This window comes from Bartonella sp. MR63HLJHH, from assembly GCF_042194155.1.
Lineage (GTDB): Bacteria > Pseudomonadota > Alphaproteobacteria > Rhizobiales > Rhizobiaceae > Bartonella > Bartonella grahamii.
Map to the genome: position 1 here is coordinate 1 of NZ_JBHIMN010000014.1, position 15,586 is coordinate 15,586.

The 15,586-nt window shown below is 39.5% G+C and carries 6 protein-coding genes and 1 tRNA gene; 2 read left to right on the forward strand and 5 right to left on the reverse strand.

Features of this window, described 5'->3' with window-relative positions:
- Positions 1-125: 125 nt before the first annotated feature.
- The 5 genes from ACFIKQ_RS08155 to ACFIKQ_RS08175 form a co-directional block, all read right to left on the reverse strand.
- A tRNA-Gln gene (locus tag ACFIKQ_RS08155) sits at positions 126-199 on the reverse strand.
- 64 nt (positions 200-263) lie between these two features.
- Positions 264-1,022 (reverse strand): ABC transporter ATP-binding protein, encoded by a 759-nt coding sequence (locus tag ACFIKQ_RS08160; RefSeq protein WP_375636423.1) that lies wholly within the window; start codon positions 1,020-1,022, stop codon positions 264-266.
- Positions 1,019-1,969 carry an iron chelate uptake ABC transporter family permease subunit gene (locus ACFIKQ_RS08165; protein ID WP_375636425.1) on the reverse strand — a complete coding sequence of 317 codons (951 nt, stop codon included), beginning with the start codon at positions 1,967-1,969 and terminating at the stop codon, positions 1,019-1,021. The genes ACFIKQ_RS08160 and ACFIKQ_RS08165 overlap by 4 nt, the downstream gene beginning before the upstream one ends.
- The gene (locus ACFIKQ_RS08170; RefSeq protein WP_375636427.1) at positions 1,962-2,918 is read right to left on the reverse strand and encodes an ABC transporter permease; all 957 of its coding nucleotides are present in this window, start codon (positions 2,916-2,918) and stop codon (positions 1,962-1,964) included. Before ACFIKQ_RS08170 ends, ACFIKQ_RS08165 begins: the two co-directional genes overlap by 8 nt.
- A gap of 102 nt (positions 2,919-3,020) precedes the next feature.
- Complete coding sequence (locus tag ACFIKQ_RS08175; protein WP_375647649.1) at positions 3,021-3,971, reverse strand: siderophore ABC transporter substrate-binding protein; 951 nt, start codon at positions 3,969-3,971, stop codon at positions 3,021-3,023.
- 197 nt (positions 3,972-4,168) lie between these two features.
- On the opposite strand from ACFIKQ_RS08175, the gene ACFIKQ_RS08180 reads away from it, so the two are divergent.
- Both ACFIKQ_RS08180 and ACFIKQ_RS08185 read left to right on the forward strand, forming a co-directional pair.
- Positions 4,169-11,344: an autotransporter outer membrane beta-barrel domain-containing protein gene (locus ACFIKQ_RS08180; RefSeq protein ID WP_375656236.1), complete on the forward strand. Its 7,176-nt coding sequence runs from the start codon at positions 4,169-4,171 to the stop codon at positions 11,342-11,344.
- A 675-nt stretch (positions 11,345-12,019) separates the two neighbouring features.
- The gene (locus ACFIKQ_RS08185; protein WP_375656237.1) at positions 12,020-15,142 is read left to right on the forward strand and encodes an autotransporter outer membrane beta-barrel domain-containing protein; all 3,123 of its coding nucleotides are present in this window, start codon (positions 12,020-12,022) and stop codon (positions 15,140-15,142) included.
- The last annotated feature ends 444 nt before the right edge of the window (positions 15,143-15,586 follow it).

Here is a 15,586-nt window from a genome sequence, read left to right on the forward strand (position 1 = left end):
AGGTCTTTGAAGACCCTTTGAGAACCACTTAAAAACTCTTTGAGAAAAAATAAATTGGTACAAAACCTAGTGGCAAAATATACAAAACCTGCTGGCAAGCTACAACTGGCAAGCTACAGCTACACTGGCTGGGGAACTTGGATTCGAACCAAGATTGACGGAGTCAGAGTCCGCTGTTCTACCATTAAACTATTCCCCAATAAGCCAATTTTATCATCTCTAGCAGATTCTACAGTGTAGGCAAGCGCAAAAAGTCTTTTAGATTATCGATAATAAAGAGCGATAGGAATGTCATTGATTGTTTTGATTTGAATATCAACATCATAAATGTCTTTAAGAATTTCTGGTTGCATAATTTCTTTGGGAGTTCCACAATAGGCTGCTTTTCCATTTTTCAGTGCAACAATCATATCTGAATAAGATGAGGCAAAATTAATATCGTGCATAACAATAAGAATGGTTTTTTTCAGTTCATCAGCTGTGCGGCGTAACTGCTTCATCATAGAAACGGCATGTTTCATATCCAGATTGTTTAATGGTTCATCTAAGAGAAGATAATCAGTATCTTGGCAGATAACCATGGCTATAAAAGCGCGTTGACGCTGACCGCCAGAAAGCTCATCTAAAAAACGGTCTTTTAAATCTTGTAAGCCGAGATAGCGTAGCGAACTGTCGATAAATTGTTTATCTTCATGTGTATACCAGCCTTTTGAATAAGGATAGCGTCCGAAACTTACTAAATCGTACACGGTTAAACGGAAGGATAAAGGATTATCTTGACGCAGAATTGAGAGTTTTTGAGCCAAAATATCGTGGGGCATTTTATCAATATCAAAGCCGTCGATATGAATTGTACCATTATGGTATGACAAAAGACGTCTTATCAGCATTAAAAGAGTTGATTTTCCCGAACCATTTGGCCCAATGAGAGAAATAATCCCCCCTTTGGGAAGATGAAGGCATAAATTATCGATAATCAATCGTGCTCCGTAAGCCTTGGAAAGATGATTGATCTCAATCATTTTAGTTTTCCCTTCATCAGTAACATTAAGAAAACAATACCCCCACAAAATTCAATGATAAAACTTAAACGTCCTGCCATGTGAAAAATTTGTTCTAAAATAAATTGTCCTCCCACCAAACAAATAATCGCTAATAATATTGCAATCGGCACAACAACACAGTGTTTTGCTTGAGGAGAAAGTTCATAGGCAAGGTTGGCAACTAACAGTCCAAAAAAGGTGACGGGGCCTACTAATGCGGTAGAAATGGATACGAGAATGGAAACAAAAATAAGGACAGCTGTCGCACTTTTGTGGTAATTAACGCCAAGATTGAGGGCATTTTCACGTCCCAAAGCTAAAATATCAAGAAGATGACGGGAATGCCATCCAATCAGACTCACAATGAAGACAATGATTGTGGCAAAGCTTATTAATGGTGTATTGAATTTATTAAAATTTGCAAACATAATATCGGTTAAATTCATCATTTGGTCTGGATTTAGTTGCAATTGCATAAACATCCGTAAACTGAAAAAAAATCCGCCTAAAACAACACCGATTAAAAGCGTCAAATGAAGCCCTTTTAGGCTTCCTGAAAAGAGCCAGCGAAAAAGGCTTATTGAAAAAAGAATAAGAATGAGGGCTTCGAGAATGAGTTGTCCTTCTTCATTTAAAAAGGGCAAAGAAAGAGAGCCTACAAAATATATCAGAACAGTCTTTATTAAAATATAAAGCTGATCAAATCCCATAATTGAAGGGGTAAGAAGACGGTTATTAACGATTGTTTGAAATAAAACCGTAGAAACGCTTATTGCATAGGCAATAAGAAGCAGAGAGGAAAGTTTTGTAAGACGAAATGTCCATGTATACACATTGATATTCCACGTCATATAAAGACTAATGACAGTACATGCTATGATGATAAGTGTTGTTAGTACACATATTGTTTTTTTTCTTCTATCCAAGACGCTTTCTCCAGCGTAAAAGCAGTATCATAAAAATAAAACTACCGATTACACCCATCATAGTGCTGATGGGAATTTCAAGAGAGGGATGAATTATTCGTCCTACAAGATCACAAATTAAGACCAATCCTGCACCGCTGATGGCCACCCAAGGAGCGGTACGGCGCATATTATCGCCCATGAAATTTGACACAAGGTTGGGAACAATGAGTCCAACAAAAGGAATACGGCCAATTGTACAGACAACAACAGCAGTGATTGAGGCGACAATAAAAAGACCAAAAAACATGACAGCACGATAATTCAATCCAAGGTTATTGGTTAAATCTTCTCCCAAACTTGCAACTGTAAAGCGATCAGCAGTGAAATAGGCGAGAATACAAAGGGGAAGGGATAGCCATAAGAGCTCATATTTTCCTTCAAGAACCATTGAAAAACTGCCAAATAAGTAAGCTTGAAGAGAGGGAAGTAACATTTCATAATCTGCAATGGCATTGGTTAAAGAGCCAATAATATAGCTTAGCATAATCCCTGTAAGGGGTACAATGAGAGCAGATTTTAGAGGAATGCGGCGCAATAAAAACATAAAAAGTAAAGTGCCTGTCATGGCAAAAAGTGTCGCAACGACCATTTTTCCTAAAACAGAAATATCGGGCAGAAAAATCATAATGAAAAGAATGCCAAGGGAAGCAGATTCAACAGTTCCAGCGGTTGATGGCTCGACAAAGCGATTGCGTGTCAATAGTTGCATAATCATACCTGAAAGTGCAAGTGATGCACCTACTAAAAGGATTGCAATGGTACGAGGAAGACGTGTTTGCCAAAAAATAAGCCACGCATGGGGATCTGCTGCGAAAAGGTCAGAAGGCGTGACATCAGAATAACCAACAAAAATGCTGAGGATAGACAGGAGAATGAGAAGTGTTATGGTTATCCAGTAATTCTTCACGTTAAATCATTTTCTAACAAAACCTAAAAAAGCAAAGACTGCTTAATAAACAATCTCTGCTTTTAAATTTTATTTATATAGCAAGCAAGCTCTTTTGTACGCTTATTTGCTCTTTGTAAAGGCTTCATTGATCTGCTTAGCGGTTTCAATGAGTCCCGTTAAACCACCACTTGCACGATACCAGCTCCAAGAGTCCAAATAAATAATTTGATTTTGTTTGCTTGCTGTTGTGCGGTGAACAAGCTCATTGTTAAGCAATTGTGCTGCAGATTGCCCTTCACGTCCAATTGCGGCATCCCGATCAATCACCAACAACCAATCAGGATTTGTCTCAAGAATAAATTCAGGAGAAATGAGCTGTCCATGTTTTTGTACAGTGAGTTTATCGGTTGCTGGGGCAATTCCAAAAGCGGAATGCAAAATATCAAAACGTGATTTTGGTCCTAAGGCACTGATTTTTCCACCAGAGGTCATGAGTACAAGACCATGGCCTTTTCCTTTAGTATTTTTACGAACTTCAGCTAAAGTTTCATTGAGTTTTGCAATTTCTGCTGCAGCTTCTTTTTCTTTGCCAAAAATTTTGCCAAGGATAGACACATTCCGTTCAATATCTGCAAGAGAGTTTTCATTTCCTACAGTTAGATCAATTGTTGGAGCGATTTTGGATAAATCGTTATATTTTGCTTGAGTTCTGGAGGAAATGATAATCAAATCAGGTTGAAGAGTGGCAATTTTTTCATAATCGGGTTCAAAAAGGGTACCAATTTTTTCATATTTTGCATCATCAAATTGTTGCAGATAGGATGGTTTTTTTCCTTCAGGAATACCGATAACCGCTTTGATACCAAGGCGATTCATATTATCAAGAGAGGCAATATCAAACACAATAACCTTTTGCGGAGAAGCGGGAACAGGAGTCGTGCCTGAAACATGATTAATTGTTACATTTGTTTGAGTACTCGTATTTGCAATACTCGTCTGTGTCCATAAAGCTGTTGCAAAGCTGGTTGCAACCAGTAAAACAGAAGTCATCCGTTTCATATATTTTATCATCGTAATTTTATCCTTTTATCTAATATTATAAGGGTTTGCGCACTTAAAAACTTAACTTTGGTATTTTTATGCACAAAATGAAGCGTAAATAAATAACACTATGTTGTAAAGTTGACTAACATATGTTACAAATTGTTCACTTACCTCATTTTCACTTAATTCTAGTGTTTTTGCAACATATTTAGAAAGTTTAACATATGACCAATGTATTTAAAAAGCGTACAAGTCTGTACGCACTGACAACAAGTGCTCTCTTCTTTTTACAAAGTGTAGATGCTTCTATGGGGTCTGGTTGGTTTTCTCTAGACCTATCTTCATTTTCATCTCTGCTACCAGGAGTTTCATCAAAATCTCCTGAGCCTAAAGCAGCAGACTTACCTGCGCCTCCTGCACCACAAGTCGCTGGTCCAAGCAATGGCGGTGGTGTCCCTGGTGGCGTTGGTGGTGCTGGTGTCCCTAGTGGTGCTGGTGTCCCTAGTGGCGCTGGTGGTGCTGGTGTCCCTGGTGCTATCCCCGGTGGTGCTCCTGGTGGTTCTCCTAGTGCTGTCCCCGGTTCTCCTGGTGTTGCCTCCGGTGATTCTGCGCAAGGGGGCGGTGATGTTAGACAAAGTGCTGGATCTGTTCAGGGGAGTGAGTCTTCAAACCCCTCTTCCGCGTGCGATGTTGGGAGTTATAAAAGCGTTGCTTCCATTTTCTGTGATGATTCTGGGAAGCATGTAATGAAGAGAACTATTATTCAGACGAAGAAGAGTGACCAAAGTGCTGTGTATGCAACGATCAAGTCTTCATCGCAGCCTTCTAGTGGAGTACAGGGGAGTGTTGATGGGGGGCGTGATCAGAATTCTGGTTTGAGTAAAGTAATAGCTCGAGTTACAGGGACAACTATTGTTTTAAATAATGCGTCCATTACGGGGATGGCTCCTACATCTATTCTAGTGGTGCCTCCTGTAAAAAGTAATTTAAGTGATGGGGTTAAAGGAACAGAAGGTGATCATACAGATGATGCTTCTAGTGTTGCGACTAGTGTTGCGACAGGGGTATTAGCAACGTCTTTTTCAAAAGTTCAGTTGGAAAGTTCGCATATTAAGAAGTTCGAAGTTGGGGTTAATGCTCAACAGAACGGTGGAATCTACATGAAAGGCGGGAATGTCTATTACACTGCTATAGGTGCTGCGGCTGATAAGGGATCGTTTGTTATTTTGGATGAAGTGGTTTTAAATGCAGCTAGAACTGGTTTGCACAGTTCTGATGAGTCTAGAATAATGATGAAATCTGGGGAGATTAACTTTGCGAAAGGCGGGGTGGGAGTTATATCGGAGCGTAAAGGAATTGTTAAACTAGATGGGGTTAGAATAAAAATTAAAGAGGAAAGTGATGGGAAAGATATTCCTCCTAGTGTTAAAAGTTTTGCATTCCTTTCTCATGGAGGGTTTATTTCTTTTAATAATGGAGACGTTACGGGGACTGATGCAGTTGCTTTGTTTGTAGCTGGTGATATTCTTGAGACTTCTGATAGTTCTTATGCTGACCAGGGTTTTCTTTCTCAGAATTCTTTGGTTGCTGGTGAAAGAGATAATGTCGAACAGGCTAATCTAGTCTCTGACGTTCATAACGCTATGAATGTTGCTTATACTGATATTCTTCCGACTATTACAGGTAATGGAGATCTCTCACGCTATCTAAATAATATTGGAGAGTCTGAGAGTGTTTCGGATATTTTGAAGCTTAGAGCTGAGATCAAGGAATCAAACATTAAAATTGGTGGGAGAGATTCTTATGGAATATCTTTTGGTGAAATAAAAGAAATGAACCCAAAGGGTAAGAAACAAAATGATAACAAGTTAATTGTTTCTTTTGGGATATCTTATGATAGATTAAGTGAAAGAGTAAAGAGTAAAGTTAATAAACAAAAGCAGGTTGTTTCTTTAAAAAATACTTCTCTTTCGGTTCCTGAAGGTGTGGCTGTTTATAGTGATGGTATGAATGGTACTGTCCTTTTAAGAGAGGGGACAGTTCTTTTGGGTGATACATTCTTGAAGGCTGACCCTGCTTCTAGGCTGTCGGTGTACGCTTTTAAGTCTTCGATCGTGGGTAATTCTCAAATTGGTGAAGATGCTCATGCTAGACTTTATTTGTCTAATGAATCAGGATGGTATTTAGCAAAAAGTAATAATAGGAATCTGAGACAGATAAGTACGGGGGGGGAACAAAATACGGGGAAGGTGATAGATAAGGGTTGTGAAGGTTCGTATATTTCATTTGTAAGTCTTGAAAATAGTGCGATTGCATTTTTACCTCCAAGAGATGAAAACGAAGGTTATCAAACGCTGCATATTGGAGAAGAGGAAGGTGTAGTTTACAGTGCTAGTGGAGATTCCAAGATTTATGTCAATGCGAGTTTTGTTTCTGACGATTCAAATAACGTTAAACTTTTGTCTGATCAACTTTTGATTTATGGTAATGTTACTGGAAAAACTAAGGTTTATGTGAACGACTCGTCTGTCATCAACACTCTAAATGAAAAGTTAAGAAATGGAGAACAGGTTCAGCGTCAAACTATACAAAATCAGGCTGACCAAAGGGAAAATAACAGTGTTCCTAAACCTATTTCAATTGTCCAGGTTTTTGGAGAAGCAAAAAGTGATTCCTTTGAGCTAGCTACTACATATGTTACATTGCAGGGTTCGCCTTATCAGTACATCCTTCGCGCTGATCCATTACAATATAGCCTTTCATCGGGGGAAACAGAAAAGCTGTGGAATTTCAACTTAGAAAGTAAATTAGAAAGTGGAGCTGACGGATCCGTTAATTCTCCAGTATCAAAGGTTCAACCTAATGCATCTGGTACCCCCACACTTGAGTCTGGTGCCTCTGCGCCTGATGCTGGTCGCTCTGCATCTCAGGGTGGTAATCTAGCATCTGAGCCTGGTCGCTCCGCGTCTGAGCTTGATGTTCAGACACCTCAGGCTGGTGGCTCCACATCTCAGGCTGGTGGCTCTACACTTCAGGTTGTTAACCCCGGATCTGAGCCTGGTACTCCTGCATCTGAGCCAAATACCCCCGCATCTGAACCTAGTGGCCCTACACCTCAGGCTGGTAACCTAGCACCTGAGGCTGGTAGCCTGGCACCTCAGGCAAGTGATCCTTCATTATCTCAGACTGATTCGCTTGAAAAAGATAATGTAAATTTTTCTACATTAGTTGTATCTAGGACACGTGGACCTTCTGGATATACTCTATCTCTCTCGCCTGGAACTCCCACATCTGACGAAGAGAGATATGGAAATATGGTAGTGACAAAAGACGGTGTGGATATTGTACTTTTGGGTCAGACGGGTGACGCTTCTTATGAGCTAGGAACTGATATTCCAGAGTATAGTATAACAGATGAAAATGGTGACCTTATAACATTTGATAGTAGTTATGATAGTATTAGTGTTATAAAAAATGCATCTACTGTAGATCCACTTAGTACGCCTACGGGGACAGATGTAACGACTCTTTCTCAATCTAATGAAGAATCTGAAGATGTAAGAACCATTACACATGAGGAAACTGAAGTACCTGAAGCAAGTGGATCTGGTATCTCCACATCTGAGTCTGATACTTCTGCATCTGATGCTGGTAGCCTCGCATCTCAGGATGGTAACCAAGCGTCTCAGGGTAGCAGTTCCACATATGGGATTGACGACTCCACATCTGAGCTTGATAGTTTCACATATGAGGTTGATACCCCTGCATCTGAGATTGGTGGTCCCACATCTGAGCTTGGTACCCTTGCATCTGAGGTAGGTGAATCTTCTGGACATACTCTATCTCTCTCGTCTGGAACTATCACATCTGACGAAGAGGGATATGGAGATGACGAAGAGGGATATGGAGATCTAGTAGCGACAGAAGACGATGTGGATATTGTACTTTTGGGTCAGACGGATAACGATTCTTATGAGCTAGGAGCTAATACGGTAGAGTATAATATAACAGATGAAAATGGTGAATCTATAACATTTGATAGTAGTTCTGATAGTATTAGTGTTACAGAAAATGCATCTGCTGTAACTCCACTTAGTACGCCTACGACGACAGATGTAACTACTCCTTCTCAATCTAATGAAAGATCTGAAAATGTGAGGACTATTACGCATGAGGGAACTGGAGTATCTGAAGCAGGAGCACCTCCATCTGTTGTTTCTCCTTCTGTTTCTATCGTGCCTAAGCAAAAGGAATCTCTCGTGAAGCCTGTTCTAAATGCTTCCGTAGGCTCTAAACCGTCTGAAACTGTTACTGTTACAGAATCTAAAAAGACAGTATCTCAAGGTTCATTGCCTTCTGTTGTGAAGTCTACTGGTTCCACGAAGCCTACGGCAGGTTCCAAGCAATCTATTTCTGCAAAGCCTATGGCTTCTTCCGTAGGTTCTAAATCATCTGGAACTGTTACTGTTACAGAATCTAAAAAGACAGCATCTACAGTTTCATTACCTTCTGTTGTGAAGCCTACTGATTCAACGAAGTCTACGGCAGGTTCCAAGCGACCTATTTCTGTAAAGCCTGTGGTTTATAAGGAATCTAGGGTACCCGCTGTTGCAGATGTTAGCAGTGCAGGTAAGAAAGGTACTCCTGTTGGGTGTAATGGTATTGGGGGGAAGGGGCAATCGCAAAGCTCTATTTTATGCAGTGATGGCAAGTCATACACAGTCCAGCAGCTTACACTGAAAGCAAATAATTCAACACAACATTCTATGCATGTAAAAAGTGGTACGAATATTAAGCTAAACGCTGCCACCATTATTGGTCCGAATTCTGGTAATGGAAATGCCATTGATCTTGCTAAAGTGAGTTCTGTAAGTGCTGTGCTTGCAGAAGAAGATGCAGAAGTCGTTTTAGAGAATAAATCAGTAATTCAATCTTCTGTGATTGGGCTTGAGGCGCAAAGTGGCGGAAAGGTTAGGATGACTGGTGGGACAGTCGATGCGCTTTATGTGGGTGCTTTGGCTGGTTCTGGATCATCTGTTAATTTAAAGGATACAAAAATTAACGTGACGGGGGATTTTGTTGCAGCTGGTCTGGCAAGTACAGGCGGTAAGATAACCATGGACTCTGGGGCTATTACTTTGGCAAAGGGAGTGGCAGTGAGGTCAGAATCTGGGGGGAGTGTTGCATTAGACAAAGTTAACATTAATGCGAAAAAAACGACAGGGAAGTTAGATTCTACAGAGAATTTAGAGCATGCAGCTTTTCTGTTGAGTGATAATGCTTCTATTGATTTTAAGAATGGAAATGTTGTTACTGATTCTCGTGCTTTGTGGATTATGAAGTCTAGTAATAATGTGGTTGAGACCGGTTCTTCTAGGAGAAGGAGATCTTCAGAGGTTCGTCCTACTGTGAATCACGCAAATATCGAATCTTCTACTGTTAAAGTAGAAGGTGATGGAACCTATGGTATATATTTTGATGGACTAACACAGAAAGAAGAGAGGAAACAAAATCGAAGTAAGAATTTAGAAGCTGAGAAAGCAATTGTTGTTAAGCGGAGCGCTGTATCCCAACAGGAGAGAACACCTATAGGCATAACAGGAGCAATTTCATTGAAGAACACTGATTTTGAAGTTGCAAATGGTATAGCTATCTATGGTAATAATTCTGGTGGTCATGTTTCATTAGAAAATAAAACAACTCTTGCTGGTGACTTATTATTAAAAGTCGAGAATGATTCTAATATATCAGTTACGGTTGATAGATCTGTTGTTACAGGCGATGTTCGCGTTGATAGAAGTTCTTATGCAAAATTAGACTTGGCTAATAGTTCACAGTGGGTTCTAAAAAGAAGTGCGCAGAAGAATTTGGGTACTTTAGATTCAGGATGTGTGAATTCATGCGTTTCTTCTGTGAGACTTGTAAATAGTGCTATTGATTTTAGACCTTCCGAATCTGAAGGGAAATATCAGACTCTCCATATTGGAAATGGGAACGGCACAGTTTATGAGGCACAGGGTGATGCTGTAATTCATCTCAATGCACGTTTGAATCCCCATGATCCGAGTGATCAACAAGTGACGGATCGACTTGTCGTTCATGGTGATGTTTCTGGAAAAACAAAAATACATGTACGAGGTGATGCGGGCAATGTAGGAGATGCTAGAGCGAATGGAAAGATTGCTCACAGTGTTTCAGTTATTCAGGTCTATGGTCAAGCGAAGAAAGATTCTTTCGAACTCGATGGCAATTATGTTGCACTGAGCAACTCACCTTACAAATACACTCTTCGTGCTTATGCTCCAAAAGCGACTTCGAAACAGGGGCATATTCAGCAGAAGTTTGTTAAGGATGGTGGGGAGTTTTGGAACTTCCGTCTAGAAAATCAGTATGTTAAGTCTATGGGATCTGCTGCCCTTCCTGAAAAATTTGTAAGGTCTGTTGTTCCACAGGTTCCAACTTATCTTGTCTTGCCTAATAGCGTATTCCATGCTGGTTTGATGGATATCAGTAATCAAAACAAGCAGTTGGACACATTGCGGATGACTTCTAATGGAATGGTAGAGGTTCGTGAAAATCCTGCTTTATACTTGCGCGGCTATGGTGGAAATTACCGTTATGCTTCGGATCTGTCCACGCTTGAATATGGTTACGGAGGTGATCTTGACTATCATGGTGTAGAGGCAGGTGTTCTGCTGCAAACTATTGAAAGCTCTGATAGCACTATATCCTTTGGTGTTATGGGAACTTATGGAAAACTTTCTCTGCAGCCTTTGAATGTTGAGCAAAGTAAGAAGAGTGCATTTGATAAATGGACTGCTACGGTATATGGTAGCATGCAGCATAATGTTGGCTTCTATGTCGACGGTCTTTTATCCTATGGTCTTTTCAAAGGTGATGTTCTCACTCTTGCACGGGGTAAGACAGCAACATTAAAAGGTAATCCTTTGAGTGTTTCTTTAACTGGTGGTCAGACAATTGAGACAAGATATAAGGGCTTTGTCTTTGATCCGCAGGTTCAAGTTGTGTATCAACATCTCCAGTTTAATAAGGCCCGTGATATTGACAATTTTAATATTGAAATGGGTAACCTTGATCAGTGGGTGGCACGTGTTGGTGGACGCTTAACCAAGACTCCTACAGGCTCTGAAGGCGTGAAAGCTGTTTCTTTCTATGGTAAGCTTTATCTTACTCATGGTTTTGAAGGAAAACAGTCTGTGCATTTCAAGGATGCTTTCAAGTTAGGGGCTTTTGGTTCTTCATTAGAGGCTGGATTAGGCTTTAATGCCAAATTGTTGCCACAGTTCTCTCTACATGCTGACGTTCTCTATCAACATAAGCTTAATAAGGCTGGTTTTTCTGGAACAAGTTTTTCTGGAGGAATACGTTATCAGTTTTAATATAAGGTACAGTATGTACTTTTTAGAAAAGGCAGCACAATGTGCTGCCTTTTTTCTTTGTAACAACTTGTATTGCTCTTAAAAGCTTTTCATCTTCTTGATTGAGCAAAAAAGACATAGTTTGTTTTATGTATGAGAGCACTTTTCTACGCTAAAGCGAATTTTCTTAAAGTTTATGCTGCTACTGATGCGATAGAGTGCCTTGCTTTTATCGGCTTTTTAAGCGTTCAGCAGTCCAGTATGCGTTAGGTTATCCTTTTTGGTACTGTATTGATATTATCTAATATAATATTTGATGTTTTCTAAAACTCGTTTTTGAGAGTTTGTTTTCCACTGATTTAAATCATTGTTTTATTTATCTCCTTGTGGATTAATTTTTAAAGTTCACAAGGTTTAGTTGTTTTTTTAATTAATTGCACGCACTGATTTTATTTTTTCTTTACACGAAATACAGAATGCATTATACACCTATAAAGTGTGATTGTTAATTATTCTCTTATAGGTAGTTTTAGCGTAGAGCTTCTGCCAAATCTATTGGGGTAATTCATTGCACAGTTCAGATGAGCATGAGGCATGTTCTTTTTGTTACACTTTTCGTGTTTTGAGGTGTGCAATGGGATGTTTTGCAGGTGCTTTTATTTTTAATGAGAGGGGAAGAAAAGTTTCGAGGGAACTATGATTAAAGTTTTTAGAAATCATCTATGTTTGTGTGCTTGTACAACAGCTATCCTCTCTTTGTTCCAAAATGGAAGAGAAGTTTATGCGGCTACAGAGGAGAAGGATAGTAAACCTTATGTTATAAAGGTTATCCCAGTTGTCTCTGCTAATTCTTCTCCTCATCTTAGCGGGAGTAATAAGCATAAGCTTCCTCTTAGTGGAGAGAATGGGGATAATTATTATCCTCCTATTGGCAATAACGATGAGGGTATTCGTGGGGGGAGCGATTATCGTAAGCTGAGTGGAGAGATTGGAGAGATTGGAGAGAATGGGCATAAGAATAATGTAGATAATACGGTTAAAAATGAGGACTCTGATGGAAGAGGTTTGAATCCTGGGTTTTATTACTATAATGGGTTGTATTATATATGCGATAATTGCGGGGAGTCTAAAATTGATAATAAATCTTATAGGATTACAAATAAGAACGTTTCCAACTATCCTGATGATCCTACTGCTATAACGGTGAAAGGAATAGGCACAAGGATTAGTGGGGAGGATGTAACGGTTCGTAGTCAAGTTGCTGATAAAACTTTTCTAGTGGGTGTGCATGTATTAGAGAGCGGTAAGATTGTTTTGGAAGATCCGATTATCAAAAATACAGTTATAGCCCTTCGTGCGAGTGATGGCGTGATTGAGGTAAAAAATGGAAAGATTAAGGAAAGTCATGAGGGTGTTGATGCAGCAGAGAACTCGTTTGTTCTTTTAGAAGATACAGAAATTAAGACCGCTAATGGGAATGCGAGTCTTTTAAGTTATGATCATTCAGAAATTTGGATGTCAGGTGGATCAGTTGATTTTATGAACAGCCATGGGGTTTCTTCGACGTTAGGTGGGAAGGTAAATCTCGAGAATGTTGAAATTACTGGGAAGGCGGACAAAGGCAAGGATCATGCGGTTGTGCATATGGATTCAGGGGCAGCTGTTAATTTAGAGGGTACGACTATTCGTGCTATGGATGTCCATGGCATATTATTAGAAAATACAGTCAATTCTATTCCTCTGCAGGAAGTTAAAGATTTATCAAATGAAGATTCTGATTCAAAGATTCCTGTGACTGAAGTTAATATGAAATCCTCTTCTGTTACTGTAAAGGGTAAGGGATCTTATGGTATCTATTTGCGGGGAGAGAAGCCATGGAGTGAAGGTGGGGATAAAAAAGAAGAAATTTCATCAGAGGAAGAAAAAGCTTTACCACGATTAGAAGTTGTTAATTTGGATAAAACAGAGTTTTCTGTTTTAGACGATGTGGCTCTTTATGGTAGAAACATTATTTCTGGTGCGGTGGGGTTGGTGCACAGCACTCTTCGTTCAGGGAATTTTTTATTAAAAGCTGAGGAAGGTGCTTCTATAACAGTTTTGGCTGATGCTTCTACTCTTGAAGGTCGCACACATGTTGATAAAAATTCTAATGCCGAACTTTATTTGGGAGGCCGTTCTAAATGGATTTTACAACAACCGTTGAAAAAAGATCAACATGAGGCTGCCCATGATTCTTCTATTTCACTCGTTAGTCTTATGGGTGAGAGCTCTATTAATTTTAAAAGACATGAATCTTCTTCTGCTGATGATTATCAAACCCTTCGTATTGGAAAGGGAAAGGGTGAAGTTTATAGAGCACGGGACGGTGCCTCTATTTCCCTTAATACATACTTGAATAGTGGTGGTGCTCTTGATCATCAAAAAACTGATCGTGTTTTAATTCATGGTGATGTTTCGGGAAAAACAAAGCTCCAAGTGCATGGGGTTTCAGGAAGTCCAGGAGGATACACGGGAAGGGGAGGAAATGATGAAGGTATTTCAGTCATTCAGGTTTCTGGACAAGCAGAGCAAGATTCTTTTCAGTTGGAAGGTGGTTATGTAGCATTAGATAAATTACCTTATCAGTATAAGCTTTATAGTTATGGTCCAAGGTCTCATTTAGGAAAAGCAAACATGGATCAAAGATTAGTTGAAGGGAACGGAGAATTTTGGGATTTTCGCCTTGAAAGTAGATCTATAGATTCTGATGTTAAACCTAAACCAGATCCTGCTCCGAAGCCTTTTCCTGACCCAATTCCAGGACCAGAACCTTCTCCAGCACCTTCTCCGGAGCCTCATCCTAAGCCGGGAGTTAAGGCTGTTGTTCCGCAGGTTCCGACTTATCTCCTTTTGCCTAATGCCTTACGCCATATTGGTTTGATGAATGTGAGCAATCAAAATAAGCGATTAGAAGCTTTACGAATTCCTTCTGGGGGTTTATTAGAAAGTCGTGAAAATCCTTTCTTTTTTGTGAGCGGTTATGGCGGCAATCATCGTTATACTTCAAATCTTTCCGCGCTTGAATATGGTTATGGCGGCGAGCTTGATTATAATGCCATAGAGGCAGGTGTTTTGCTGAAAGCAATCGAAAATATGTATGGTTCCACTTCTTTTGGAATTATCGGGGCCTACGAGAGATTTTCTTTGCAACCTTTGAATGTTGAGCAGAGTCAAAAAAGTACATTTGATAAATGGTCAGTTACAGCATACGGTGGTATGCAGCATGATGCGGGTTTTTACGTTGATGGTCTTGTGTCTTACGGTTTGTTTAAAGGTGATGTTCTAACAACTGCACGTGGCAAGACGGCAACATTAAAGGGAAATCCTTTAAGCGCTTCATTGACTGCTGGTAAAACGTTTATGGTGGGGGAGGACGGCTTTGTTTTTGATCCGCAAGTTCAAGTTGTTTATCAATATCTTCAATTTAATAAAGTGCCTGATGTGGATGGCTTTGATATTGAGCTGGGAAAGCTTCATCAGTGGATAGGGCGTGTTGGAGGGCGTTTAACAAAGAGGCTGGTCGCAACTGATAAGGCTCAAGTTGTCTCTTTCTATGGCAAGCTTCATCTTGCTCACGGTTTTGAAGGAAAACAATTTGTGCATTTTAAAGATGCTTTTCAGCTAGGCTCTTTTGGTTCTTCGTTAGAAACCGGATTAGGTTTTAATGCCCAATTGTCTCAAAACTTTGCGCTTTACGGTGATTTGGTTTATCAGCACAAGCTAACGAAAGCTGGTTTTTCTGGAACTAGTTTCTCTGGTGGTTTGCGTTATCATTTCTAGAGTTGTTGCTGTTTCTGATTAATCTTTGAAAAAGCCACAAGTATAACTTGTGGCTTTTTCTCATTCTCTATTCATTTTGTGTTATAGCTTTTTTACGAGAGTGTAACTTCGCATATCTTTAATATGCTTTTGGGTTGGACTTCTTTCATTTTTTTGAAAAGTTTGAAGAGTTTGTACGTTATGGTTTCAAAACGCGTATTTCAGAGTGATTATTATATTATTTATTATATGCCGATTGATAAAGATATTTTTTAATTCAGGATGCGGAAATATTTTCAATGCTCTTATGATGAACCCATAAAAAGCATTCCTTTGCATATTATGTAAGATTGGCAAGTGGATAATTGTCTGAGAAAGGAGTCAATATAATTTTGGAAATTACCTTAGGAGGAGAGGATTTACAATATTAGAAATTGGCAAAGGAAAAGAAGATACTCAAGCGCA

Excerpts from the sequence above, each read along its gene's own strand:
- ACFIKQ_RS08185 (WP_375656237.1), top strand. The coding sequence starts at position 12,020 with ATGATTAAAGTTTTTAGAAATCATCTATGTTTGTGTGCTTGTACAACA.
- ACFIKQ_RS08175 (WP_375647649.1), bottom strand. The coding sequence starts at position 3,971 with ATGATAAAATATATGAAACGGATGACTTCTGTTTTACTGGTTGCAACC.
- ACFIKQ_RS08180 (WP_375656236.1), top strand. The coding sequence starts at position 4,169 with ATGACCAATGTATTTAAAAAGCGTACAAGTCTGTACGCACTGACAACA.
- ACFIKQ_RS08160 (WP_375636423.1), bottom strand. The coding sequence starts at position 1,022 with ATGATTGAGATCAATCATCTTTCCAAGGCTTACGGAGCACGATTGATT.